This window comes from Zooshikella ganghwensis (genome assembly GCF_018263875.1).
Lineage (GTDB): Bacteria > Pseudomonadota > Gammaproteobacteria > Pseudomonadales > Zooshikellaceae > Zooshikella > Zooshikella ganghwensis.
In genome coordinates, this window is the sequence record NZ_JAEVHG010000019.1 from 36,315 (window position 1) to 60,268 (window position 23,954).

The 23,954-nt window shown below is 41.2% G+C and carries 24 protein-coding genes; 13 read left to right on the plus strand and 11 right to left on the minus strand.

All coding sequences use genetic code 11. The features are described from left to right. The first annotated feature begins 163 nt into the window (after positions 1-163). Together KHS79_RS20720 and KHS79_RS20725 are read left to right on the plus strand one after the other, a co-directional pair. Positions 164-871 (plus strand): substrate-binding periplasmic protein, encoded by a 708-nt coding sequence (locus KHS79_RS20720; protein WP_212721556.1) that lies wholly within the window; start codon positions 164-166, stop codon positions 869-871. A 102-nt stretch (positions 872-973) separates the two neighbouring features. Beyond that, complete coding sequence (locus KHS79_RS20725; RefSeq protein ID WP_212721558.1) at positions 974-2,131, plus strand: tyrosine-type recombinase/integrase; 1,158 nt, start codon at positions 974-976, stop codon at positions 2,129-2,131. Positions 2,132-2,276: 145 nt separating this feature from the next. Here the strand turns inward: KHS79_RS20725 and KHS79_RS20730 are convergent, their stop codons facing one another. Genes KHS79_RS20730 through KHS79_RS20745 form a run of 4 tightly spaced genes read right to left on the minus strand, consistent with a single transcriptional unit; the run spans position 2,277 to position 4,641 of the window. Then, positions 2,277-2,723: a DoxX family protein gene (locus tag KHS79_RS20730; RefSeq protein WP_157365536.1), complete on the minus strand. Its 447-nt coding sequence runs from the start codon at positions 2,721-2,723 to the stop codon at positions 2,277-2,279. Continuing rightward, positions 2,713-3,522 (minus strand): HvfC/BufC N-terminal domain-containing protein, encoded by an 810-nt coding sequence (locus KHS79_RS20735; protein WP_212721563.1) that lies wholly within the window; start codon positions 3,520-3,522, stop codon positions 2,713-2,715. The genes KHS79_RS20730 and KHS79_RS20735 overlap by 11 nt, the downstream gene beginning before the upstream one ends. Next, on the minus strand, positions 3,506-4,375 hold the full coding sequence (bufB, locus tag KHS79_RS20740) for an MNIO family bufferin maturase (protein ID WP_051311638.1): 870 nt from the start codon (positions 4,373-4,375) through the stop codon (positions 3,506-3,508). Before bufB ends, KHS79_RS20735 begins: the two co-directional genes overlap by 17 nt. Beyond that, positions 4,375-4,641: a BufA1 family periplasmic bufferin-type metallophore gene (locus KHS79_RS20745; protein WP_230413378.1), complete on the minus strand. Its 267-nt coding sequence runs from the start codon at positions 4,639-4,641 to the stop codon at positions 4,375-4,377. Before KHS79_RS20745 ends, bufB begins: the two co-directional genes overlap by 1 nt. A gap of 296 nt (positions 4,642-4,937) precedes the next feature. Here KHS79_RS20745 and KHS79_RS20750 point away from each other — a divergent pair, with 296 nt between their 5' ends. The 6 genes from KHS79_RS20750 to KHS79_RS20775 all read left to right on the plus strand — a co-directional run bounded on the left by KHS79_RS20750 (position 4,938) and on the right by KHS79_RS20775 (position 12,601). Further along, entirely contained in the window at positions 4,938-5,864 is a 927-nt protein-coding gene (locus KHS79_RS20750; protein ID WP_212721566.1) for a tRNA-dihydrouridine synthase, read from the plus strand. A 42-nt stretch (positions 5,865-5,906) separates the two neighbouring features. Further along, on the plus strand, positions 5,907-6,242 hold the full coding sequence (locus tag KHS79_RS20755; protein ID WP_233468535.1) for a DUF2970 domain-containing protein: 336 nt from the start codon (positions 5,907-5,909) through the stop codon (positions 6,240-6,242). A gap of 709 nt (positions 6,243-6,951) precedes the next feature. Beyond that, on the plus strand, positions 6,952-8,610 hold the full coding sequence (locus KHS79_RS20760) for a nitrite/sulfite reductase (RefSeq protein WP_212721569.1): 1,659 nt from the start codon (positions 6,952-6,954) through the stop codon (positions 8,608-8,610). After that, on the plus strand, positions 8,594-9,088 hold the full coding sequence (locus KHS79_RS20765) for a DUF934 domain-containing protein (protein WP_212721572.1): 495 nt from the start codon (positions 8,594-8,596) through the stop codon (positions 9,086-9,088). The genes KHS79_RS20760 and KHS79_RS20765 overlap by 17 nt, the downstream gene beginning before the upstream one ends. Positions 9,089-9,287: 199 nt before the next feature. Beyond that, positions 9,288-10,457: a cation:proton antiporter gene (locus KHS79_RS20770; protein WP_094787261.1), complete on the plus strand. Its 1,170-nt coding sequence runs from the start codon at positions 9,288-9,290 to the stop codon at positions 10,455-10,457. A gap of 161 nt (positions 10,458-10,618) precedes the next feature. Continuing rightward, positions 10,619-12,601, plus strand: coding sequence for a monovalent cation:proton antiporter family protein (locus KHS79_RS20775; protein ID WP_212721586.1), 1,983 nt, complete (start codon positions 10,619-10,621; stop codon positions 12,599-12,601). Positions 12,602-12,699: 98 nt separating this feature from the next. Here the strand turns inward: KHS79_RS20775 and KHS79_RS20780 are convergent, their stop codons facing one another. The 3 genes from KHS79_RS20780 to KHS79_RS20790 form a co-directional block, all read right to left on the minus strand. Continuing rightward, positions 12,700-13,473, minus strand: coding sequence for a substrate-binding periplasmic protein (locus KHS79_RS20780; RefSeq protein ID WP_212721588.1), 774 nt, complete (start codon positions 13,471-13,473; stop codon positions 12,700-12,702). Positions 13,474-13,499: 26 nt separating this feature from the next. Then, positions 13,500-14,273: a substrate-binding periplasmic protein gene (locus tag KHS79_RS20785; protein WP_212721590.1), complete on the minus strand. Its 774-nt coding sequence runs from the start codon at positions 14,271-14,273 to the stop codon at positions 13,500-13,502. Positions 14,274-14,406: 133 nt separating this feature from the next. Beyond that, a complete protein-coding gene (locus KHS79_RS20790) occupies positions 14,407-15,204 on the minus strand; it encodes a substrate-binding periplasmic protein (RefSeq protein WP_212721593.1) in 798 nt (265 codons plus the stop codon). A gap of 359 nt (positions 15,205-15,563) precedes the next feature. On the opposite strand from KHS79_RS20790, the gene KHS79_RS20795 reads away from it, so the two are divergent. Further along, positions 15,564-16,088, plus strand: coding sequence for a GNAT family N-acetyltransferase (locus KHS79_RS20795; RefSeq protein ID WP_212721596.1), 525 nt, complete (start codon positions 15,564-15,566; stop codon positions 16,086-16,088). Here the strand turns inward: KHS79_RS20795 and KHS79_RS20800 are convergent. Further along, a complete protein-coding gene (locus KHS79_RS20800; RefSeq protein ID WP_027710110.1) occupies positions 16,054-16,710 on the minus strand; it encodes an OmpA family protein in 657 nt (218 codons plus the stop codon). The two genes, KHS79_RS20795 and KHS79_RS20800, sit on opposite strands and share 35 nt — an antisense overlap. A gap of 334 nt (positions 16,711-17,044) precedes the next feature. Next, positions 17,045-17,440: a hypothetical protein gene (locus tag KHS79_RS20805; RefSeq protein ID WP_212721600.1), complete on the minus strand. Its 396-nt coding sequence runs from the start codon at positions 17,438-17,440 to the stop codon at positions 17,045-17,047. A 107-nt stretch (positions 17,441-17,547) separates the two neighbouring features. Between KHS79_RS20805 and KHS79_RS20810 the strand changes: the two genes are divergently transcribed. From KHS79_RS20810 to KHS79_RS20825, 4 genes are all read left to right on the plus strand, one after another. Further along, on the plus strand, positions 17,548-18,327 hold the full coding sequence (locus KHS79_RS20810; protein ID WP_094787254.1) for a substrate-binding periplasmic protein: 780 nt from the start codon (positions 17,548-17,550) through the stop codon (positions 18,325-18,327). A gap of 255 nt (positions 18,328-18,582) precedes the next feature. Further along, positions 18,583-19,149, plus strand: a complete 567-nt coding sequence (locus tag KHS79_RS20815) for a DUF4360 domain-containing protein (protein WP_027708725.1) — start codon at positions 18,583-18,585, stop codon at positions 19,147-19,149. 87 nt (positions 19,150-19,236) lie between these two features. Continuing rightward, positions 19,237-19,866: a DUF4360 domain-containing protein gene (locus tag KHS79_RS20820; protein WP_027708724.1), complete on the plus strand. Its 630-nt coding sequence runs from the start codon at positions 19,237-19,239 to the stop codon at positions 19,864-19,866. A gap of 70 nt (positions 19,867-19,936) precedes the next feature. Then, positions 19,937-20,569, plus strand: coding sequence for a DUF4360 domain-containing protein (locus tag KHS79_RS20825; protein ID WP_027708723.1), 633 nt, complete (start codon positions 19,937-19,939; stop codon positions 20,567-20,569). Positions 20,570-20,790: 221 nt separating this feature from the next. Here the strand turns inward: KHS79_RS20825 and KHS79_RS20830 are convergent, their stop codons facing one another. Both KHS79_RS20830 and KHS79_RS20835 read right to left on the minus strand, forming a co-directional pair. Continuing rightward, a complete protein-coding gene (locus KHS79_RS20830; protein ID WP_212721603.1) occupies positions 20,791-21,567 on the minus strand; it encodes a 2,3-dihydro-2,3-dihydroxybenzoate dehydrogenase in 777 nt (258 codons plus the stop codon). Positions 21,568-21,896: 329 nt separating this feature from the next. After that, positions 21,897-23,870 carry a TonB-dependent receptor domain-containing protein gene (locus tag KHS79_RS20835; protein WP_212721622.1) on the minus strand — a complete coding sequence of 658 codons (1,974 nt, stop codon included), beginning with the start codon at positions 23,868-23,870 and terminating at the stop codon, positions 21,897-21,899. Between the last annotated feature and the right edge of the window lie 84 nt (positions 23,871-23,954).

Below are 23,954 nucleotides of genomic sequence, written 5' to 3' on the forward strand. Positions count from 1 at the left end.
ACTGAGCCCCTGAATGAGTACTCATTGGCTTTACATAGCTTTGCTTCTAATCGTTTCATCAATAGGTAGTGCAGCAACAACTGATAAGCCTGCTACGATCAGTTTCTGTTACATACCTAAAGCAAATTTTCCTTTTGTGCTCAATACAAAGGACGAGCCTATTGTGAGCTCAAAGCCAGGTATTAGCCTGCAAATCATCCAACATCTGGCCGAGAAGTATCATTTTAATGTGGTCCATGTCCGCTCCCCATGGAAACGTTGCCTAATGCAACTTAAACAAAATAGTATTGATGCCACCTTCCACTCAGTCTACCTACAAAAGCGTTTAGAATTTGGTGTTTACCCTTTCAAAAACGGCCAAATCGATACCACTAGAAAAATGATTAGCAACAGCTTTCATCTATTTAAGCTAAAAGATGCTCCAATTACGTGGGATGGTGCAGCCTTTGAAAATTTAAATGGCCCTTTGGGAGCAACACTGGGTTTTTCTATTGTGGATACACTTAATAATATGGGTATTGATGTTGTCGAAGACTTTAGTCAGGAAAAACTACTATTAAGAGTAAAAAAAGAACACCTAGCGGGCTTTGTTGGCTTCTATACAATCGCAAAACCACTTTTGGAAAAGGATGACCGCTTTAAGGATATAGTGATGGAACCCATCCCTGTCGAAACTATTCCAATGTACTTGATGTTTTCCAAACAGATGCAAACAAAGTACCCTACATTTGTTAAGGAAATATGGGATGAATTAGGGGATATTCATTCAAAAGGACTATACCGCCAGTGGATGCAAAGCTATTTTGACTATGATGCATGCAGCGACCCTGATTCCGTCAGCAAATGTGTCAAGCAGCTTGGCGAATATTAAATTAAGGCCTATACAAATTATTTATAGTATTCTTGTGGTTCAGCTGGCATCTCTCTAATATAGAATACTTCGAGAGTCAGTTGATTTATAGCTCAAACCAGAATGAAGCCACTTGAATTAAGCATCACAGCTTTAGCTGAGACATCCACCCTATCACATTTACCCTCACCTCCCTCAAATAATGGTATTGGTGCAAATAATGATGTAGAAGCAATCGCTATTTTTCTTCAAGCGCGTGGTGGACGCTCTGAACACACTTTGCGTCGCTACCAACGAGAATGCCAACGTTTCCTGGCCTGGCTCAATTGGCAACAAGGTATAACACTCAAGCAACTTACTTTGAAAGATCTACAGCAGTACTATCCCTTTTTGCAAGCGCCACCCTCACATTGGCGCTGTGCTCCAAACCAAGCCTCGTATACCATTGCAGAGTTATTTCCATTTCCTGTAAAAAAAGGCAGTGGTTTTGACAATATTATGCGGGTTATTGCCTCGCTACTGAGCTTTTTACACCAACAGGGTTATTTAGATCGGAATCCTGCTTCCGGGATGCAAAAACTCGGTGAAAAGTATGCACAAGGCCACGGGTCTCAGGGGGCATACAGTTTAGATGAATGGTCTTTTATTTGTCACGCAGTACAACGGCTACCCAAGTCAACTCAACGACAACAGTTGTATTATGAGCGGGCACGCTACTTTATTAGTATTGCTTATGGTACTGCCGCAAGGGAACATGAATTATGCACTCATACCCATGACTCTATTTATAAAACAGACTTTGGTTATACATGGGAAGTGCTGGGTAAAGGCTCAGCAAGAAGGAATATTCCACTGAATGATATGGTGATGGAAAGTATTTATCGATTTCGTCGAATCCATGGAGCACCAGAGCAATTAACTGCATTTGATACATTTCCTTTTGCCCCTTCCGTTAAGCCAATTAAACAACACACACCTCTTCTCTACGGCAATAATATTAGTACACGCCAACTGAGGACCTTTTACAAGTCTTTGATTATCAGCTTAATAGAGCAGCAAGCAGGTATTGACTCGCATATGGCGCAGTCAATTGTTAGTAAGGGGTTTCATGCATTACGTCATACTGCACTGACTCACTTGTTGAATCAACACAAACTAGATCTCGAAAAAGTCAGAGTGTTTGCAGGCCATAGTAATGTAAATACAACGGCAGGGTACATCTTAACAGAGCGAGAGGAATTAGCTAAACAAACTCAATATCATGGTTTAGATTGGATATAACAGGTTTTCCTACTTGTGTTTAGACTTAATGTGTTTAGTGGTATGGATATAGGTAAGTCTTTATGTTGGGATGGTCTAAAGATGTTAAATATTAAAAGACGTAATACATACGCCTTTTTTATAAACAAGATACAGCTAACTACTCTTAATTACTCTGGCTATTAACTAAACGCCGAGAAATCAAATAGTCTAAAGATAATGCACCCCCACCACGAAACCATAAACTTGCAAGTATCAGCAACCAATAATAATGCTCTGTAGTATTTGGATAGACAAAAATCTCAATAACCAGTGTCATGATAGCTAAGCCAGCAGCCGCAAGACGAGTACCAAGCCCTAGCCAAAGTAATACAGGCAATGCTAACTCAGCAGACATCGCTAAATAAGCGGCAATATCAGGCGATAGTAGTGGTACATTATACTCATATTCGAAAAGGAAAATCGCTTGGTCAATACCATTAAACTTAGTCATACCTGACTTCCAAAAAACCCAGCCGATAAATAAGCGCATCGCCAAGTCCACCATGGGAGCCACATAAATATTACTCTTTTGGCATAACCCGCAATAAACACATAACAATTTATTCGACATTACCCGTACTCCCATTATTATCTGCCACTACTGGCAGTACTTCAGCAATAACACCAGAGCCAACATACTTTTGTAAGCTTGCAGCTAAATCAAAATCAGCACTACTCACAAAAGCATGCTCAGATGCCTGGTTTAGAGAAGCTGTATGATCTATTGCATGTAAAAACAACCACTCACTTGATGGTATTGGCTCAATAACAAAGTGATCAGCCTCTCTAAAAACAACTAGATATTCGTCCTTTTCTACTAAGTGCACTGTCGGCGAGTTAACAACGGTTGGCTGATTAGCCTGCCAGATTGACAAAATTGGAAACTTAGACTTCACAAGCTGTACGCTACTGGCTAAAAATAAATGAATATCCAGTAAATTATGGTTTACCAAAGACGCTAAAATATTTGAGTCAATGGATTTTAGCTTAGGTTGTAAAAATGCCCTATGTACAGCCCACTCAAGCCTTGCAACATCTGATAAATAAGGATATTCATTAAATGCAGCCTGGCATGAAATAAAATCAGCAAGCTGGCCACCATAGTGATTAAGTGCTGCTTTTTCGGGAGGACTCTGCTGAATAAAGCAGTGGCATAGTGACGAAAAACAGGATGCTCCAAGTAGTCGCTCCAGCACAGGAAAAATACTCTGCAACGAATGCGTTATATTAGCAAAGACATTATTGCGATAGAGACCTAATCGCTCTAGATGCCCTATTGTTAACGCTGATTGCTGGATGTTGCCCTGCTGTGTATCGCTTGATAATAACCATTGAGCAAATTGACATTGCCAATCATGAAGCGCAGTCATACGCATTATCCAATATATATTGTGCTTTATTCGCTTCACCGACTAAGCAGTTTAAAGAAGGCAGGTCTGTATCCCATTCGATTAATGTCGGTTTAGGACCATACTTTGCGATAGCATATCGATAAAGCTCCCATACCTCATCACACACTACATCACCATGGGTATCCACTAATATTGTTTCGGATTCTAAAGTCACAGAGGTATGTCCAGCCAAATGTATTTCTGCTACCCAATCAGCTGGAATTGCATCAATAAAGGTTTTAGCTGAAAAACCATGATTCTGAGCATTTACATAAATATTATTAATATCCAACAGAATTAAACAGCCCGCTTGTTTAGCGGTAGATAGTAAAAATTCCCACTCTGTCATTTCACCACCAGGTACTTGTATGTAACTGGATACATTTTCAATCGCAATTGGCCGCTTAAGATAATCTTGTACCTGCCCTATTCGCTGAACAAGATGTGTAATAACCTCACTGCTTTGAGGCAATGGCAGTAAGTCTTGAAAATAAATGCCCTGCTGGGAAGTCCAACATAAATGTTCAGAAATCAGTGCCGGTTCATAAATAGCGATCAACTCTGCCAGCTTAGCGAGATGCTCTTCAGATAATGGATCCGTCGAACCTAGCGATAGTCCAACGCCATGCAGGCTTAAGGGATACTGTTGCCGTATTTTTAATAACCACTCAGCAGGCGGGCTATGGATATCAAAGTAGTTTTCAGGATGAACCTCAACCCAGCCTACTTTTGGCTGCTGGCTAAAAAAATCATCATAATGAGGCTGTCTTAAACCTATACCCGCCATTGCAGGAAGTTTCCTGCAATGGTTTTGATAAGAAAGTACGCTCATCACTTCTTATCTTTAGGCTCAGTACTTGATCCAACAATTTTGTCACATGTTCCTTCAGGCACTAATATCCACTCATTAGCGTCACCATCCTTTGCAGCTTGTCCTGCACAGGAGTGTCCATTAGCACCACAGTCATTTTTACCCGCTTTAACAATACCGTAACACTTTTCCATGCCTGGCTTTCCTGCAACAGCTGTTGTAGAAATGCTTGACATTGCGACAAGTGTACCGACGGCTAAAGATAATGCTGCTGTCTTTTTCATCATAAGGTTCCTATTGAATTAATACTTCACAATGCAGTGTAGACAATCAAATAAACGTTATTGACTGAAATCAATAAAAGTCAGTACTAAGGACCTGCCTTTATCAACAAAGCTTTCACTGCACAAAGATTTTTTTATTGCCTCTGCTGAGTGACATACTCTTCAGGGCGTTCAGTAAAGGTTTAGTTGATATTTAAACAGTCCATTACACGGCAGCGTCTTCAACACACTGAAACATCAAAACCCACTAAAAAAAACAACATGTTTTTGTTAGAATCCCACTTTTTATAGGTTTGTTTATGCGCTTATTCCTTGCGCCAATGGAAGGTGTTGTTGACTATTTAATGCGTGATCTGTTGACATCATTAGGCGGCATCGATTTATGCATCACTGAATTTGTTCGCGTTGTTGACCAGCTTCTCCCTCCCCGTGTCTTCTATCGTTTATGCCCCGAACTACACCAGCAAGGAAAAACCTTGTCAGGCGTTCCTGTTCGAATCCAGTTACTGGGGCAACACCCTGAGTGGCTGGCTACCAATGCACTACGCGCTGTAGAGCTTGGCTCCCCCGGTATTGATCTTAACTTTGGCTGCCCTGCCCGTACGGTTAACAACAGCCGAGGTGGTGCAATTTTATTGACTGACCCTGAGCTGTTGTACCGTATCGTTGCTACAGTGCGCAGTGCTGTACCAGAGGAGTTGCCAGTAAGTGTAAAAATGAGACTCGGTTATGAAGACAAGACGCTTGCCTTAGAAAATGCCTGTGCTGTTGCCGAGGCAGGAGCAACGGAAATCATCATACACGCTCGCACTAAAACAGAAGGTTATCGCCCTCCTGCCCATTGGCACTGGTTGGCCAAAATCAAGGCCGTCGTTAATATTCCCTTGATTGCCAATGGTGAGATCTGGACTGATCAAGATGCCAAACAATGCCAGACGTTATCCCAGTGTCATGATTTAATGATTGGTCGTGGAGCCTTAGCTTTACCCAATCTACCAGCCGTCATCAAAAAACAACAGTCGCCAATTAACTGGGAACAGATAAAAACCCTTTTATGGCAATATACCACTTACGATCTCCAGCATGACAAATGCCGCTATTACCCGCAGCGCATAAAGCAATGGTTAAGTTACTTACGGCTTCAGCATACAGAAGCACAATGCTTATTCGAACGCATTAAGCGGCTAAAAACCACCGATGAAATCGTCCAGATAATCAACGCATAAATATTGGTTGACGCCTTACATACTATTTCGATACAAAAGTGGATGATTTATAAACTCAAAGAATCAATGGAAGCAAAACTGATGGACATGGATCGTCAATCGATAATTACGGAGTCTAACGCCCAGCTCAAAGACTCTCGCAACAACACTAAAAAGCCACCTAAACTAGATAGTCCAGATCAGCACAAACCTGTCAGTTTTTTTGGCGTACTACAAAGTGTCTTTGCGGCTGCATTTGGTGTACAAAGTCAGAAAAAAAGACTACAAGATTTTAGCCAGGGCAAACCATTTCATTACGTGCTGGTAGGTATTCTATTTACAGCCGTCTTTATTCTAGTCATGGTAGGCTTAGTTCAAGTCGCTCTCAAAGCACTCTAGACTATAAGAAGTTAACAAACCTAGATAGATACAACAGGGAAAGTCCTTAATTAACAAACTATTAACTATGACAAGGCTTTGACAACATTGCAGATATTTTGCAGTGCATCATATCTGTCGTATCTATTGATTAAATAATTATATTTAGCAATATACCCATAGCGAAGAATTTTTAGGGAATAATAAGAGCAAATACAGCAAACCCTATAATTGATTCGCGAAGGGTATCGTGCTTTAAGGGTAAAGTGTTTTATTGTCCACTCACCCAGTAGACCATAGCGGTAACCGCAATGATGATTAATGCAATAACCGCAATTGCGTCGATACGACCATCTGTGTTTGATGATGTTTCCTCTTTCATCGGCTCTTCTCCTTGACCTGTTTTTTTCATTATTCCTATACCCTTACCCTTGGGTATGCTATCTCCTTAAGCATCCTCGACAGTGTATCTTAGATATACGCCACATGTACACTACCTATCCATAGCTAGATTGATCCATTGCTAGTAGATTGCTATGCGTCATCTATATCAATTAATTCTAGATATATAGAAAAATATTCATTTATCGAATATATAGGTTCTGCTAAGTTACTCATATTAATTTTGACTGCCGCCTTGTAACTCGTTTGGTACTAATAACGCTTTAGGCAAACATGCCTTGACTTATTATACCCATTCACCAGATTGTACAGGCTGAAAGCGAGCATTATGTATAAATACGACGCCTACGATAAAACAATCGTCGCTGAGCGAGTCGCTCAATTCCGTGATCAGACCCAGCGTTATCTTGAGGGAAAACTGACTGATGCTGAGTTTCTACCATTGCGCCTGCAAAATGGCCTGTATGTCCAGCGCTTTGCACCCATGCTGCGTGTCGCCATCCCCTATGGCATGGTTTCAGCTCCACAAATACGTAAGTTGGCTGAAATTTCCCGTCGCTACGATAAAGGCTACGTTCACTTCAGTACTCGACAAAACGTGCAATACAACTGGCCTAAGTTAGAGCGAGTCCCTGACATTTTAGCGGAGCTGGCTACTGTTGAAATGCACGCCATACAGACCAGTGGTAACTGTATTCGTAATACTACGACTGATCAGTTTGCAGGTGTAGCGGCTGATGAACTGGTAGACCCTCGGCCTTATTGTGAAATTATTCGCCAGTGGTCAACATTTCACCCTGAATTTGCTTACTTACCGCGTAAATTTAAAATTGCAATCAATGGCGCCAAACAGGATCGTGCTGCTGTTCAAGTGCATGATATTGGTTTACATGTCGAGCAAAACAGTCATGGAGAATTGGGTTTTCGTGTGCTAGTCGGTGGCGGCTTAGGTCGTACGCCAATGATCGGTACAGAAATCTGCAGTTTTCTCCCTGAGCAGCACTTGCTAACTTACTTAGAAGCTATTTTGCGAGTTTACAACCGCTACGGTCGTCGAGATAACAAGTATAAAGCACGTATTAAGATTCTAGTCAAAGCGCTAGGTGCTGAAGCCTTTCGGGCTAAGGTTGATGCTGAATGGCAACATCTCAAAGATGGCCCTCAGACCCTGACCGAAGCAGAAATCAAACGAATCAGTCAGCATTTTAGCAGCCCAGATTATATTGACTTGCCTGCAGAAAGTGCCTTGCTCCAGCAACACCTTCAGCAAGACCCAAACTTTCGACACTGGTATCAACGTAATGTAACTGGCCATAAAGTGCCAGGCTATGCCATCGTCACTTTATCACTGAAAGCAACAGCACAAGCACCTGGTGATGCCACAGACAAACAACTTGAGGCTGCTGCAGATCTGGCGGAGCAGTATAGTTTTGGAGAAATCCGTGTCAGCCATCAGCAAAACCTAGTCCTTGCTGATGTTCAGCAGGATCATTTATACACACTGTGGCAAGAAGCCTTAAAGTTTGGCTTTGCCACCCCCAATATCGGCCTACTCACTGATGTTATCTGCTGTCCTGGCGGAGACTTCTGTGCATTAGCCAATGCCAAATCCTTACCCATTGCCGAAGCAATTCAGCGTCGCTTTGATGATTTGGATTATTTACATGACATTGGTGATTTAGACCTCAATATTTCAGGCTGCATGAATGCCTGCGGTCACCACCATGTGGGTCATATTGGTATTTTAGGTGTTGATAAAAAAGGTGAGGAGTTTTATCAAGTCCAACTAGGTGGCTCAGCTTACAATGATGCCAGTTTAGGCAAAATTTTAGGTCCCTCCTTTGCCCGTGATGTGATGCCAGATGTAATTACATCCATTATTGATGTTTATCTTAAACACCGTACGCCAGAAGAACTTTTTATTGACACCTATCGTCGTATTGGCATCCAGCCTTTTAAGGATCGCGTTTATGCCAGTAATAATTAAAAATCAAACAGTTATCAGTGATACTTATACCTTTTACGCAACTTATACAGAAGGTGATGTACTTGCTAAACACAGTATCATTCCTGTTGATGACTTTTTAGCAAACCCTTCACTGCTTGAACAACATCCAGGCACTATTGGTGTCTGGCTTGACAGTCACCATGAACCCGAAGCACTCTCGCCTTACCTTCACCAGCTTGCAGTTATTGCCGTCAACTTCCCATCATTTACCGATGGCCGAGGTTACTCTATTGCACGGATTATACGTGAACGCTTGGGCTATCAGGGAGAGTTAAGAGCTATTGGTGAAGTCCTACATGATCAGTTGTTTTATCTAAAACGTTGCGGATTTGATGCTTTTAAACTTCAGGCAGAAAAAGATCCAGAAGAAGCTTTACGAGGGCTTAACGACTTCTCCGTTAGCTATCAAGCGGCCACTGACCACCCCCAGCCACTATTTCGCCACCGTCTACACTAAACGACTCCTGCCTTAGTTATCTGTTTATTATGACAATAATGGTGCCATACCCAGTATGGCACCATTATCTACTACAGTTAAAAATGCCTGCTAGGTAGTAGCAACTTTATGTACATTTTGTTATTAAATAATTTCTGTACACTAGGAATAAACATAAAGACCAAGGGTAACACTCACTATTGCGAGTAACGAGGCAAGTATGGACAACGGGTCGCTAGTATTTTCTTTTTTCCTCATTTTTTCTGGCGCTGCGTTGTTAGCCACCATAGCACTTTATACTCGGCAACCACTACTGGTGGCGTATATTGTCCTGGGCGCTTTACTTGGACCCTATGGTTTGCAGTGGATCGGTGATACCCGACTATTATCAGATATTTCCCATATTGGCATTATCTTTCTGCTCTTTTTATTAGGGCTGGATATGCAACCGAGTCATTTAGTAGGCATGTTAAGTAAAAGCGCGGTTATCGGTATTGCCAGCTCAATTATTTTTGCCGCCATGGGCTACTTTATTGCCATTGCCTTTGACTTCTCCACACTGGAAGCCGTCATTATCGGCTCTGCCATGATGTTCTCCAGTACAATCATTGGCATCAAACTGTTACCTACGACGGTGCTTCATCATCGTCATACTGGTGAACTGGTAGTCAGTATTCTGTTACTGCAGGATGTCATAGCCATTATTGTGCTGCTCTTTTTATATAGCCATCAACAACAAGACAGTAGTGGTGTTCAGCTAGCGATAGCACTGGCAGCACTTCCAATATTAATTCTTGTGGCATGGTTGGCGGTCAAGTTCATTATTTTACCGATTATGCAACAGTTTGACCGTATTCATGAATACTTATTTTTAGTGGCTATTGGTTGGTGTCTCGGACTCGCCGAGCTTTCAAACTATGTTGGCTTATCGGCAGAAATTGGTGCATTTATTGCGGGGATTACCATCGCGACTAGCCCTATCGCACAATACATTGCCATCAGCCTTAAGCCATTACGTGACTTTTTTCTAATTTTGTTTTTCTTTTCTGTCGGCGCCAGTTTTAACTTATCCCTGTTAGATGAAGTAATCATACCGGCATTAATCCTCAGTATTGTGGCCCTCATACTAAAACCTTGGGTATTTCGCTACCTGCTACAATGGCTCAAAGAACCCTTGCATACCTCATGGGAAGTGGGATTTCGTCTGGGGCAAGTCAGTGAGTTTTCCATACTCATCGCTTATATTGCAGCCAGTACACAGCAAATTGGTACCGAAGCGTCTCACGTCATCCAAGCAACGACAATCATTACCTTCTTGGTTTCTTCTTATGTGGTTGTCTTCAACTTCAAAAGCCCCATAGCGGTTTCAGATCACTTGCGTCGTGACTAAAAAAAGGAGTCATTTTGATCAAGCCATTTAGGAAGTATTTACTGAACATCTGTAGTCTATACCTTGGATCAAGTGTTAAGGTATTAATTTGAGTTTTATCTGTTCACTACTTGAGAAAGTTTCCTTAATTCGCCTAGGGTAATTTGGTTAGCGGAAATATTATGGATTTTTCACTTTTAAACCAGCTACTGGTTATCTTTATCTGCTCTGTTATCGCTATTGCTGTTTTTCATCGCTTACGATTACCCGCTACCTTAAGTTACCTTATTGTGGGTGTATTGCTGGGACCTGCGGCTACAGAGACCATCGCTGAGTCAGAAAATATCGCACTATTAGCTGAGATGGGTGTGGTCTTCCTGCTTTTTTCAATTGGTTTAGAGTTTTCATTTGCTCATATGTGGGCATTGCGGCGTATTGTATTTGGACTGGGTGGTTATCAAGTCTTACTTTGTGGAATAGGTATTGCCATTGTCGCCTTCTTACTGGGCCTGCCACTTCCTATCGCACTCATTTTGGGAGCAGGTTTAGCGCTGTCTTCCACGGCCATTGTTTCGAAAGAATTAACCAGTCGCAACGAGCTTAAATTACCTGTTGGCCAGCAAACAATGGGTGTCTTAATTTTTCAAGATATTGCTGCCGTTTTTTTCCTGATTCTTGTCCCTGTACTCGCCGGTAATGGTGAACAGAACCTATGGTTTGCACTTGGTTCAGTGCTTGTCAAAAGTAGCTTACTCCTGGGTATCATGCTCTTGATTGGACGCTGGATCCTACCTCACCTGTTTCATGAAATAGCCAAGGTTCGTTCTGAAGAATTATTCGTACTAACCGCACTGGTTATTGCCTTGCTGGCAGCCTGGGTTACCCACTCGATGCATCTTTCTATGGCCTTAGGCGGCTTTCTTGCCGGTATGATGCTGGGTGAAAGTCATTATCGCCATCAGGTTGAACACGATATCCGGCCTTTCCGTGATGTACTGCTGGGCTTGTTTTTTGTGTCTGTGGGTATGATGCTAGACCTTTCGCTCTTTCTGCAGCACTGGCTCCTTATTTTAGTTCTCACTGTACTGTTATTGGCCTTTAAAGGGATTGTCATTACCTGGCTAGCTCGAAAACACTCTGACACGCCAAGCACTGCATTAAAAACGGGACTATACCTTGCCCAGGGTGGAGAGTTCTGTTTAGCATTGATTGCCCTGGTCAACCAACACACATTATTAACCAATACCCAAAGTGCTGTGGTGCTATCTGTCACTATTCTCTCTATGTCAGCAACACCCTTCATCATCCGCTATAGCCACTGGTTTATTAACAAACTTACTAGCCAAAAGCTACCCACGCTTAATAGTGAACCCAGTGTTATTGCTGCCGCCATAGAGTCCGTTACCAATCACACGCTGATATGTGGTTATGGTCGGGTAGGTCAATCCATTGGCCGCTTTTTAGATAAGCAAAATTTACCTTATGTCGCCATGGATGATGACCCTGTCCGAGTTAAAGAAGCCTGCCAGGCTGAGCGTAAAGTCTTTTTTGGTGACTGTCGCCGTCCAGATTTATTAGAGGCTGCAGGGCTTGACCGTGCCAACCTGGTTGTGATTTGTGTAGATGTTGATGAAAATGCAGAAAAAATCACCCAAGCGATCCGCTTAAAAAATCAGCAAATTCCAATTATTGTGCGTACCCGTGATGACTCAAGCCTAGAATCACTTCGTAATACGGGTGCTACAGAAGTTATTCCTGAAATATTTGAGTCCAGCTTAATGATGGTAAAACATGTATTAGTCATGCTGGGTACACCTATTGAACAAATTCGTGAGCAAATAGATGCGGTTCGTCAAGAGCGTTATCAAATGCTACATGGCTTATATCAAGGAGAGCGCACATCCATTACTGATAAAAAAGGACTTCCCAGAACATTCCTGCATGGTATTCAGCTTGCTGCTGATGCCAGCAGTATTGGAAAAACACTGGAACTCATCGATTTAGAAGCTCGCTTTGGTATCGAAATTCACCACCTGAAACGTCATGATATTGAGCTAGACGACTGGAGAAACCAACCCTTACTGGCCAATGATATTGTCGTTATCTCTGGAAATCACGAGCAGTTAGAACAAGCAGAAAACCTGCTATTGACCGGCTATAGCTAATCTAGTCAGGAAATTTACATGCGAGAGGCCATGGATGGCCTTTAGCTGACGAAGAATAAGTTGATTTACTTTAGTAATTTAGTACTCAGTACAAAAAATTATGGCCGATACTTGCCGAGCAAAACATCCTCCATAATTTGATCATGTGTGCCATTAGCAATAATCTTTTTTAAACCTTTATTGAATTTCTCTAACCAATAAGATGCTTTAGGGCTTTTTTTAGAAATAAGCAAATACCAATGTCCTTCGCGTAATGGACGAGAGTGGTTGGTCAATAAATCACGACTGCTGTCTGGAAAATTCTCTGCGAGTAACTCATAGCCCACTTCAGGCTCTACAACAAATAGCTGAATACGCCCCGCCAACAGTTTATGTAGATTGATAACATCCGAGTTTGCTATATCCACTTCCATAATTTTTTGCTCGATTGCCTTTTTTAACCCATCACCATAATAATACCCTCGTGTCACACCCAGCTTATATCCCTTCAAGTCTGACCAGTCCTGCCAATCAAAAGGCATATCTTTACGATGGAAAAAGACGGTTCGTAAAGTCATTACAGAATCACTATAGTAAAAAAACGCCTCCCGTTCTTCATTCTTACTCCATAACAAAGTCGCATCCCAATTGCCCTCTTGGGCTTCTTTCATGGATCGTTTCCATGGATAAAATCCATACTGAACTGCGATACCCTCTTGCGCAAAAGCTTCAGTGACCAGATGAGAGCCTGCACCATAATGCTTATACTTCTGAGACATAAATGGAGGCCATTCACCACTGGTAATACGAATAACCTCCCTAGCAAGCGCCGATTGAGAGCCAAAGGATAAAGTGATAATAAGCGCTAAAAAAGTATATATTACTGTTCCCATGTACAATAAATTCAAAACCATGTTGATTAGGGACGGTATTTACCATCAATACTGTCACTCAACAATTGCTCATACTTACCTGATTCTTTAAGCTTTTTGAGTCCACTATTAAATGCATCAACATATTTTTGAGCATCTTTAATTTTTTTATTAATAATCAAATGATAATTGGTTGTTCTTACTGGACGAGGATGATTCGTCAGCACATTTTTGGTGCCTTCGGGTAGTTTATCTGCAATTAATTCATATCCTACTTCCAATGTAGCTGGGAATAAGTCTATTTTCCCTGCTGCCAGCTTTTTCAGGTTATTTTCATCCTTTGAAATACGAGACACTTTGATTTTTTTACTCTTTTCAGCATCTTCAAAGTCTTTACCATAAAAGTAACCGATGGATGCACCGATTTTATAATTTTTCAGGTCATCGATTGTCTTCCAGTCAAACTGCAAGTCTTTACGATGAAAAAAAACATCTTTTAGTTCAATAATGGGTTCAGTATAAAAAAATGTTTGTTCACGTTCTGCATTTTTACTCCAACCAACTGAGCCTTGCCATTCTTTCCCTTGCTCGGCTTCTTTAAATGCACGTTTCCATGGAAAAAAACCATATTCGACAGTTATACCTTCCGCTTTGAATACCTCTTCAACAATATGAGAGATCAGCCCTTTGTGTTTATAATTCTCAGACATATAAGGCGGCCATTCACCATTGGTTAGCTTAATCTTGCTCTCAGCAATGGCAAACAGACTGTTAATTAACAGAAAAACAGAAAATAGTGTTTTCAGAAAGGTAACCATCATAACCCTAACTCCAGTTAAACCTTAAACTCGCTCTGGTCTAAGTGTAGCCTCATTAACAGGAAATGATGTCTAAATTTTATGCGCTGGCAGATAACTGGAGGATAATAAAAAGTATTTTGCTAATGGTTAAAATTTATTTATTCTTGTTCAACCGATAATGACCTTGTATTACATCATCCAAAATACGATCGTAGTCTCCCCTATTTTTTAGCTCCTTAAGGCCCACATTAAATAAAGACATCCAATATTCGCTCTGCTTCACACTTCTGGTAAGCAGTAAGTGAAAGCTCGTCTCACGAAGCGGACGAGGATGGCTGGTGACTAGCTGACGAATACCTGATGGAAAATGGGTATTCAATAATTCATAACCAATTTCTGTATCAACGACAAAAAGATCTATCTTTCGTCGAAGTAACCGCTTGATATTTTGCAAATCAGTATCTTGGCGAACAACCTCAATCAGTTGACTTTCTTCTGCCTGTTTAAATCCTTCTCCATAGTAATACCCCCGGGTTGCCCCTACTTTTTTTCCTTTAAGGTCTGACCAGTTTTTCCAATCAAACAAAGTATCGACCCGATGAAAAAAAACGGTTCGCAACGTTATCACAGGATCACTATAATGGAAGAGTTGCTCACGCTCTTGATTCCATGTCCATACTAAAGAACCATCCCAATGCCCTGCAGCCGCCAATTTCATTGCTTTATCCCACATAAAAAAACCGTACTCAACATTAATACCTTGAAGTGCAAACGCCCGCGAGACAATATCAGATGCTGCACCATAGTTTTTATAATGCTCAGACATAAAAGGTGGCCACTCACCATTGGTTAAGCGCACCACATCAGTATTTGAGGTTTCTGCCTTAGCGTCACTGAAAAACAGCACCCAACCACTGCTCACCAACGCTATGACTAATAGCAATAACTTCACAAGCAAATCCCAGCTCATCGAACAATATACAGAAGTATAAACCCAAATAATCTGACACTGAGTGCTAAGATTGCTTACTTATACATACCAGGGCCATTTCATATATACCCAATACGAATGGTTTTTAGGTGCGGCCATCGAGTGACGAAGCCCCATGAGCCTATATTAATAGGTGATTGAGGGGAGGAGTGAAGATAACCTAGAAATCATTCGTGAAGGGTATACATTTGCTGCACATAACCTTTAAGTTTGTATGCTAATGTTAATAATGACCTTTTTTAGCAGTAATATTGAACAAAGCGAATACGGCAAATCCTTAGCTTGTTTCGCTTCCAGCATCAAAAGCAGTATTATGTGTAATGAATGAGTCTTCTTTAATTCGCCTTATTGACACGAGCAGGCGCAAGGAAAAAAAACGTATAGAAGATTTGATTAGAGAAAGTTTTGCTCATAATTCAACGACACTTTCGTATCAAAGCACTTCTTCCTATCAAAGCATGTTGGCTTTGCCTACCAATAGCATTAGCTGGGGAATATATCGTAGACAACAACTACAGGGCGTGATTTTTTGTGAGCAGATTGCGCCAAGACTGATTTATATTCCTTTACTGGCCGTGCAGCCAAGCTATTTCCGTCAGGGATTAGGATATGCGTTATTTAACTTCCTTTTAAAACGCTTCCCTACCAGTCAATTTTATGGGGAAGTCGCACAGCGAAATGTTGCCGCGATGAGTCTTTATACCCAGCAGTTTAACTGCCAGGTGTTAGCAACTTGGGGGAACACCTCATCTGATCAAATGACCACACTGTGGCATCCTCCCCGAGTAAAAGAGTTATCTTGGAAAACGACTAGTACTGTACACCAGACATTGGCAGCAAGTTAATCTCTACACGGCGATTTTGCGCACGCCCTTGGGGATTACCATTACTGGCTATGGGTCTATCTGGTCCCACACCATAGTAGCGGACACGGTTAGCAAGTACGCCCTGATTTATCAAGTAACTAGACACACTACGCGCACGGTTTTCAGAAAGCTGCATATTATGTGCACGTCCACCCGTACTATCCGTATGACCTACTACTTCAACTACCGACTGATCAAACTCACGTAAAACCATACCCACTGAGTTTAGAGTACGATAAAAGCCTGCTTGAATATTATAAGAGTCAGTATTAAATGTAATATTTCCGGGCATAATCAACGACAGCTGATCACCATTACGAACGACTTTTACGCCTGTACTTCTAAGGTGTTGACGTAATGCATCTTCTTGACGGTCGACGTAATAGCCCCATCCAGCACCCGCTGCAGCACCAATAGCAGCACCCGCTAAAGCACCACGCTTACCATTTGCCAATGCTCCTACAGCCGCACCTGCCAATGCACCGATTCCGCCATACTTTGATGTTTTATTAAACTCTGATTCACCAGTATAAGGATTGGGTGATTGACATCCTGTGGTAAACACGGCAGCGGCCGTGAGTGCTAAAACAGTTTTCTTCATTGATAATACCTAATTCATTTAATGCACGTTATTTATATCAAATATTTGGTCTCAGCGGATAGACCCCAAATGATAGTAGAATCCGAACTTGTAGCTTACAAAACGTGTAGTAGTTCACTCTATTATAAACATGCAACGTTACCGCACAGCGTTTTGAACAAAAGTAAAACAGATGTTTCAAAACAGTAGTATAGCGAGTCAAATATAAGCTTCCGCCAATTTACATGACATATTTATAAATTCAATACAAGCCAACACTTGTATATCCCTTAATCGTTAACACCTTAACAATTATACTCAATCAAACAGGTTTTAACGGGCTAGTAATACCTAATTACTCTTGTGAGCGCCTTACACAAATAGCCTGTGCCTCAACAAATGCCTTGCCTAATGACTGCTCTATGGCACTTTGCAGCTCATGAGACGTCTTGCCAGTCGTTTTGGCTAGTTGTTCTAACATAGCGTCATGACTTATTGAGGGTTGTTGTTGACGAATAATAAACGCCTGTTGTAACCAATCATGGGTTTGTGCAGGTAATTCGTTCAACATACGGTTCGCTACGCAAGGACATACCCTAGGATCGCCCGAATTATCAGCAGCGCGTTTACACTGCCGCTGATGGTCCTGTAAAAAGTAATCTCTATAAGCAGGATCTAACGTGGCTTGTGTTGACAGCAAATGACAACCAGAAACAAGCAACATTGTGAGCATACTCACCATTAACTTCATATCTATGACTCCAGTTCAGGCTTGAAACACCTTTGTGACACATTAAAACACTCGTCTTATGTGATGAATAGTCTACCATTTAATGAATACATATTAGTGAACAGCAAATGATGTTAGGCTCATCCTCTTTCAAACGTATATGCATACTCATAGCTTGCTGCACTTTATCAGCACAAGCAGAAACCATTAGTTTTGCGGTCGCTGAATGGCCACCCTATTTTACTAAAGAGCCACCCCATGGCTACCATGCTATTGCGTTGAAAAAGCTTTTTGCGACTGAAGATATTGACGTAAAATTTATGTGGTATCGTGACTGGAAAGCAACACTTTCAACAACCTATGCGGGTCGCCATCACGCCACACCATCCTGGTTATGCACACCAGAATATATCGAACAGTTTAGAGTTTCCGAGCCGATTTTCGAAACACATATTGTGTTAATGCATCTTACTGATGAATCTATAAACTGGAATACGCTTGATGACTTACGGTTTTTAGCCCCCATTGGGGTGACAAAAAGCTATACTTATAATTTAGCCTTACAACAAACGATACAAAAATATGAAATACCACTACATACTGTCAGAAAAGATGAATTACTTACCAAGCTACTATTAGCAAAACGAATTAAAGTGGCTGTAGTTAACCGGTTAAATGGTTTATCACTTATTGAAAAACTTCCAGAAAATAACAGAAAAAAACTCACCCTACATCCAAAGCCATTATCTAATGCAATTTTACATATTCTAATCAGCAAAAACATTCCAAACAGCAAGCAACTTACCAACAAAATAAACGAATTAATAAAAGTACAGAAAAATATTTTACAGCCTGACATCACATCTAAAAGTCTTTCTGATAGCTGTTCATTTATTAAAAATAAATAGCACTTAAATCGTCTTATTGTCTAACAAACAGCTACTGCTCAGCCTAATAGACTACAAATAAAGTATTTCACATTTTCTCTTGACACAAATCATAAAACTATTAGGCTACATGCTCTGTAATAATGGGCATCGCAGTGTTTATTAAAACAACTCGATAGGCTCATTATTAGTTTATACATCAAGAGCCATCTAATAGCCTCTGTATACACTGGATAACGCATACAGAGTAGTATTATAAAAACAAGGAGTAGCATAATGAAAACGCTAGCTTTAGTATCTGCTTTAGCTCTATCAACTTCAGCCATGGCATTTGATAGCAACATTGGCATTGATCCTGATAAAGTTCGTTTTCTTGGGGGATGTTCTGGCTTCGTAGATACAAACCCTGATAAATCATTTGATATCATTTTTGACGACCAGCCTCTTGCTGAGTCATACACCTTAAATCGTGTTCGTAAAACCTGTGTTATTAAATTTCCTATTCGAGTGCCAGCAGGTTTCCAAATTGCGATTAGTCGTGTAGGCCTAGAGGGTACGGCTGAAATCAATGACCAAGGTAAAGGACTGATTACTTTACGTCACCGTTTAGCCGGTACTACAGGTAATGCAGCTATTCAGGAGTTTTATCCTGCTGATTTCACTCAAAACCTAGTTATTAGAAAAGACTTTGCAGGCTATTCTTACAGCCCCTGTGGTCAAGATGTTACCTTTAAAACCTCTGTTACTTTAGAAGCTAAAAATGGACGTGTGGTGATTGACGAAGCAGCTGGCAGCAATGCTGTTGTCACCTACGGCTATCAAATGGTTCAGTGCCAAAACTAATTCTAAAGCACAACTAACTTGTTTTCTGGCCAGCATTTGCTGGCCTTATTTCAATCTTTTACAGGGATACTAGAAGGGTAAAATACAATGTCGTATAAAGATTTAATTAAGTACAGTTGTATTCTACTTACTGTACTCGCCACTAGTGCCCAAAGTTACGCAAATGAAAGAACACACTTTTCTTTTAGCGACGGCATTATCAGTGACATAAAATTACTAGGTAAAGGTTGTGAAACAGGCTCAGCCCTAAGTTACGATGAGTTAACGGGTAATATCAACGTATCATTTACTGAATTAAAAACAGTAATCGATGCTGAGATAAACGAAGATCGTTCTGTTTGCCTGCTGAAATATACGGTTAATGTTCCTGCTAATAAGCAAGCCATTATCCCTCCAGCTATTGTCAAAGGTAATGTCAATATAAGTGAAAATAGTAAAACTGTTGTTAGCCTTCGTTATCGTTATGCCGGTGATGTAGGTCCCGCATCCATTTGGGAGTTTAATGGTACAGCAAGTGGCGAAATGTTATTAAAAAAAGGACTTGCTGAAGAAATGACACCCTGCGGAAAAACCAGTTATTTAAAACTCTCTATTATTCTCAATACCCGCAATCTTGATCCCACTGTTGCCTTAACATCAAGCCAAACAACACGTGTTGACCAAGTTACTATCCCACCAGTGACATTTGAAGATTGCCCACTGCCTGAAGATGTATAAAACCATTCTAAGTGTAGTATTTTTTTAAATAGGAATAGTCAGTAGTTACAGCAATTAAGGAAGTAGGTTAATGGTTGTTTATAAGTCACTTTTTGCATGTGCTCTTGCCACATTTTCACTGATGGCTGAAGCGTTTACACCTGAAATTGGCAATGTCACCATTGGAGGTGAAAACGTAGGAGAGCATGCAGAGCCGCCACCAACTCGTAATCGTTTTACAAAGCGGCGGTTAAGCTATTGCTCAAAAAGTGGCACTATTATTGATGCGAATGATGACGGTACAATTGACATAGTTTTTAGTCAATTCTATGCGAAAGCTTCTGGTCGAGGCCAGGCTATTAGCATTTGTACCATAGATATCCCCATCAAAATTCCAACAGGCTATCGCGTAGGATTTAAAAGCTTAGGTGTTGAAGGCACTGCTCAGTTTAATAGCCATGGCGCAGCAAAAGTAACGATTAGAAGACAGCTGAATAATCATCGAGAGCATAAAACTCGACGTTCTTATTATTATGATTACGGCAGCACTCAAGATATTGTTTTAATATCAGAAGGTAAAACGCCATATACTCGCTGTGGAGAACAGTCCGCTAATTTAAAAGCCAGACTTCGTTTAGCCGTTAGAGGCAAAAATTCAATTATTCATATTGATGAAGGTGCTGCAAATATAACGTATAAGCTGGATTATCAACGCTGTCGTTAATACCCCAGGACCATTACACATAAGAATACACCGCTGACAAGACTTACAAGAAGAAAAGTAGCTTTTAAATGTTGTGTCAATGCAATATACGCCACTGACAAGACAAAGGCTGGGTAACGCACGCAGAACTGTTTGCCGCAAGGAAGCGGCAACCAAGCCTCCAGGGAAGGATTAACGGCGTGTTCGGCGAGTGTTATGCAGACTTTGGACAAAGGTGTTTTTTAGCACCCCAGAGTAGCACCACCATCAACACGCAAATCATGCATTGTAATGTGATGAGCCTGATCAGATAATAAAAATAAAATCGCTTGTGCAATATCATCTACCGTTGCGATTTTTTGTAACGGAATACCCAACCGATGGTTTGCTAAATCCCCGTCAATAACTCGTTGCGGACCTGAGTCATCTGTCCATAGTTGCCGCTGCATTTGCGTATCTGTAGAGCCTGGCGACACAATATTACAACGAATATTCGCAGCCGCTAATTCTAACCCTAAACATTTAATAAAACTTGTGACTGCGGCTTTCGAAGCTGCATAAGCACCCATATTAGCTCTTGGTACAGAAGCCGCGTTAGAACTGACAGCCACAATAGCACCTGATTGTCGTTGCTGCATTCTTACCGTTACCGCACGACAAAGATTAAAAACACCTGTTGTATTCACTGCAAAAGTGCTATGCCAGTCTTCATCGCTTAAGGTATTTAAAGCGCCCATTCGCAAAATACCCGACGAACACACTAATTTATTAATAGCGCCAATATTTTCCTCCACATGCTGAATAGCCTGCTCAACTTCGTGACTATTGGAAACATCAACCTGATAAGTATAAAGGTTTAACTTATTCAGCCATTTTTTTTCAGAAAGTACATTAAGTGCAGCTTTGTCATTGTCTAGTGCAACAACATGTGCTCCCGTGTCCAGTAGATGATTTACCGTAGCTAAACCAATACCATTGGCTGCTCCTGAGACAACAATAATATCTTTATTAAAATTCATAGTATTTTTTTGTAACTCTGAAATAGTCCCAATACCAATTTATTTTTAGGTACAGTTATCAAGGGATGAGTAAATAAGAGACCACCGTAACAAAAGCTAGCAATACATTTGTGATGGGTATAAAAAATAATTGAGTGAAGTTAGCCTGATTCCAAAGCCAGGAATATCTCTGCTGAACACGCCGTATATCCTTCCCTGGAGGCTCAGTTGCCGCTTCCTTGCGGCAAATGGTTCAGCAGAAATAATCCAGCCTTTTCCATCCCAGCGAACATTTTGCAATAGCAAACATATTTAAGAAGTTCAAATTGATTCACGCGCGACAGGTATAATTAAAACGATAAACTCACCCCAGCATAAATCGTTCTCCCTCGCTCAGAAAACCCATAGTCTGAATCATAGCCCTGGGTTTTATCTTCAATATTGGTAATACCTGTCCTTAGTTGCAAGTCTTTGGTGAGCTGATATGTCATACCAATATCCGTCAGTGCATAGCCTTGCAAATCAACATCACCTTTCCTCCTGATTGAGTCTTCTTGCTCACCGACATAATGGGTTCTGACAAACGCGCCCATCGCATCCGTTACCTGCCAATCTAAACGCAGGTTAGCATTTTCACGAGGACGTTTATGAAGTATTTCATCGGTGTTTTTATCACGAGCATCGGTATAAGTGTAGTTTGCACTTAGAGAAACTGTGCTTGTTAAATCCACCCCAGCACTTAGCTCTAAGCCATCAATGCGGGCCGCATCCACATTTTCAAAAGTGATTGTGTCACCTACTATTTGTGCACTGGACTGGCGCTGAATCAAGTCATCAATATCCGTCCTAAATATTGTTGCACCCACATGCCAACCTGGCTGCTGGTAATTAATACCCAACTCATAACTGGTGGCCACTTCAGGTTCTAAGTTTGGATTACCCCGTAAAAAACAGCTACCACCACAACTTTTTAATCGATATTCCTCAGTCAACTGCAATAAAGAAGGTGCTTTAAAAGCTTTACCCACGCCCCCTTTAATGGTTAACGCTGCGGTTGGCGTATACACTAAATAACCACGGGGTGAAAAATGGGTTCCAAAATATTCATGGTCATCCAGACGACCACCTAAGGTGAATGACCACTCGGGGTTAATCAACCACTCATCTTGAAGAAATACCGCTTTTTGAGAAACAGTGGCTTCACCAGAGGTTTTAAAATCCCGCGAATTTTCAAGTTCGGTATGACGGTATTCAGCCCCCGTTGTCACCAAGTGATCACCAAACAGTTTAGAAACAAAACCATCCACGGTTTGGTTGGTTTGCTCCATTTTACCTGCCCCTGAAGCACCACGCTCGGTAAAGTTCATATCCTCTCGATAATAACGTAGCTGGGAATCACCCCATGCCCATTGACCAGAGTGAGTTAAACCATAAGTATAACGACGTATTTCCTGATCAGTAATGCTGTTTTTATTACGCTGTAAAAATTCACCATCACGCTCATCTTTATTATGGGTGATATCTAAATCCAACGTTTGCTGATCATTTATTTTCCAGTTTAAGTTACCTGCCACACTGTACAGTTCTTTTTTCTCAATAGGCGATAACTTATCTTCCTGGGCATTCGTTGTAGAAGGGTCATCCTGATAAGGTGTCCAGGCATCACGGTGTTGAGCATCCACACTTAAACTGTAGAATAATTTATTTTCAACCAGTGGGCCTCTTAGACTGACACTGTTGCGCGTTTCATTCCCCCCATCACTACCAAATGGTGATGAAAAATCAATACTGGCATTACCTTCAAACTGATTGGTGCCCTTTTTGGTAATGATATTGACCACCCCACCTAAGGCTTCTGAGCCATAAAGTGCAGACATAGGACCACGTACAATTTCTATACGATCAATATGGTCAACAGGGATTGTTGATAAATCAAAATCATTACCCCTAATCAATGTCACATTAGAGTCAACGCGACGGCCATTAACCAAAACCAGTGTATACGCACTGCTCAGCCCCCGGATATTAATTCCACGACGACCATTACCACCTTTTTGCTCCAGATGAACACCTTCAGTATGTCGTATAGCATCACTAATATCTGATACAGGTGTTTCCTGTAACTCTTTACCTGTAATCACTGACATCGATGCTGGCGCAGTGGTTAGTTCATGGGAAGTTTGTGTTGCAGTAACGACATACTTATCCAGCTGTAAAGTTTCATCATTAGCCTTATTGGCCATTGCAGATTGGTTAGCCACCGTCGCAATTACAGCAAGGGCGACAGGAGACATACGAACTGAGTTACCTGTTTTAGACGACATAAGCACCATCAACTTCTTTGACATGAGCCTTTTTTCGCACTTCTACCTTTCATCATGTCTAACCAGATAAGGCAGTGGCGACCC

Coding starts and splice junctions, on each gene's coding strand:
- KHS79_RS20725 (WP_212721558.1), top strand. CDS start 974: ATGAAGCCACTTGAATTAAGCATCACAGCTTTAGCTGAGACATCCACC.
- KHS79_RS20730 (WP_157365536.1), bottom strand. CDS start 2,723: ATGTCGAATAAATTGTTATGTGTTTATTGCGGGTTATGCCAAAAGAGT.
- KHS79_RS20735 (WP_212721563.1), bottom strand. CDS start 3,522: ATGACTGCGCTTCATGATTGGCAATGTCAATTTGCTCAATGGTTATTA.
- bufB (WP_051311638.1), bottom strand. CDS start 4,375: ATGAGCGTACTTTCTTATCAAAACCATTGCAGGAAACTTCCTGCAATG.
- KHS79_RS20745 (WP_230413378.1), bottom strand. CDS start 4,641: ATGATGAAAAAGACAGCAGCATTATCTTTAGCCGTCGGTACACTTGTC.
- KHS79_RS20750 (WP_212721566.1), top strand. CDS start 4,938: ATGCGCTTATTCCTTGCGCCAATGGAAGGTGTTGTTGACTATTTAATG.
- KHS79_RS20755 (WP_233468535.1), top strand. CDS start 5,907: ATGATTTATAAACTCAAAGAATCAATGGAAGCAAAACTGATGGACATG.
- KHS79_RS20760 (WP_212721569.1), top strand. CDS start 6,952: ATGTATAAATACGACGCCTACGATAAAACAATCGTCGCTGAGCGAGTC.
- KHS79_RS20765 (WP_212721572.1), top strand. CDS start 8,594: ATGCCAGTAATAATTAAAAATCAAACAGTTATCAGTGATACTTATACC.
- KHS79_RS20770 (WP_094787261.1), top strand. CDS start 9,288: ATGGACAACGGGTCGCTAGTATTTTCTTTTTTCCTCATTTTTTCTGGC.
- KHS79_RS20775 (WP_212721586.1), top strand. CDS start 10,619: ATGGATTTTTCACTTTTAAACCAGCTACTGGTTATCTTTATCTGCTCT.
- KHS79_RS20780 (WP_212721588.1), bottom strand. CDS start 13,473: ATGGGAACAGTAATATATACTTTTTTAGCGCTTATTATCACTTTATCC.
- KHS79_RS20785 (WP_212721590.1), bottom strand. CDS start 14,273: ATGATGGTTACCTTTCTGAAAACACTATTTTCTGTTTTTCTGTTAATT.
- KHS79_RS20795 (WP_212721596.1), top strand. CDS start 15,564: ATGAATGAGTCTTCTTTAATTCGCCTTATTGACACGAGCAGGCGCAAG.
- KHS79_RS20800 (WP_027710110.1), bottom strand. CDS start 16,710: ATGAAGAAAACTGTTTTAGCACTCACGGCCGCTGCCGTGTTTACCACA.
- KHS79_RS20805 (WP_212721600.1), bottom strand. CDS start 17,440: ATGAAGTTAATGGTGAGTATGCTCACAATGTTGCTTGTTTCTGGTTGT.
- KHS79_RS20810 (WP_094787254.1), top strand. CDS start 17,548: ATGATGTTAGGCTCATCCTCTTTCAAACGTATATGCATACTCATAGCT.
- KHS79_RS20815 (WP_027708725.1), top strand. CDS start 18,583: ATGAAAACGCTAGCTTTAGTATCTGCTTTAGCTCTATCAACTTCAGCC.
- KHS79_RS20820 (WP_027708724.1), top strand. CDS start 19,237: ATGTCGTATAAAGATTTAATTAAGTACAGTTGTATTCTACTTACTGTA.
- KHS79_RS20825 (WP_027708723.1), top strand. CDS start 19,937: ATGGTTGTTTATAAGTCACTTTTTGCATGTGCTCTTGCCACATTTTCA.
- KHS79_RS20830 (WP_212721603.1), bottom strand. CDS start 21,567: ATGAATTTTAATAAAGATATTATTGTTGTCTCAGGAGCAGCCAATGGT.
- KHS79_RS20835 (WP_212721622.1), bottom strand. CDS start 23,870: ATGTCGTCTAAAACAGGTAACTCAGTTCGTATGTCTCCTGTCGCCCTT.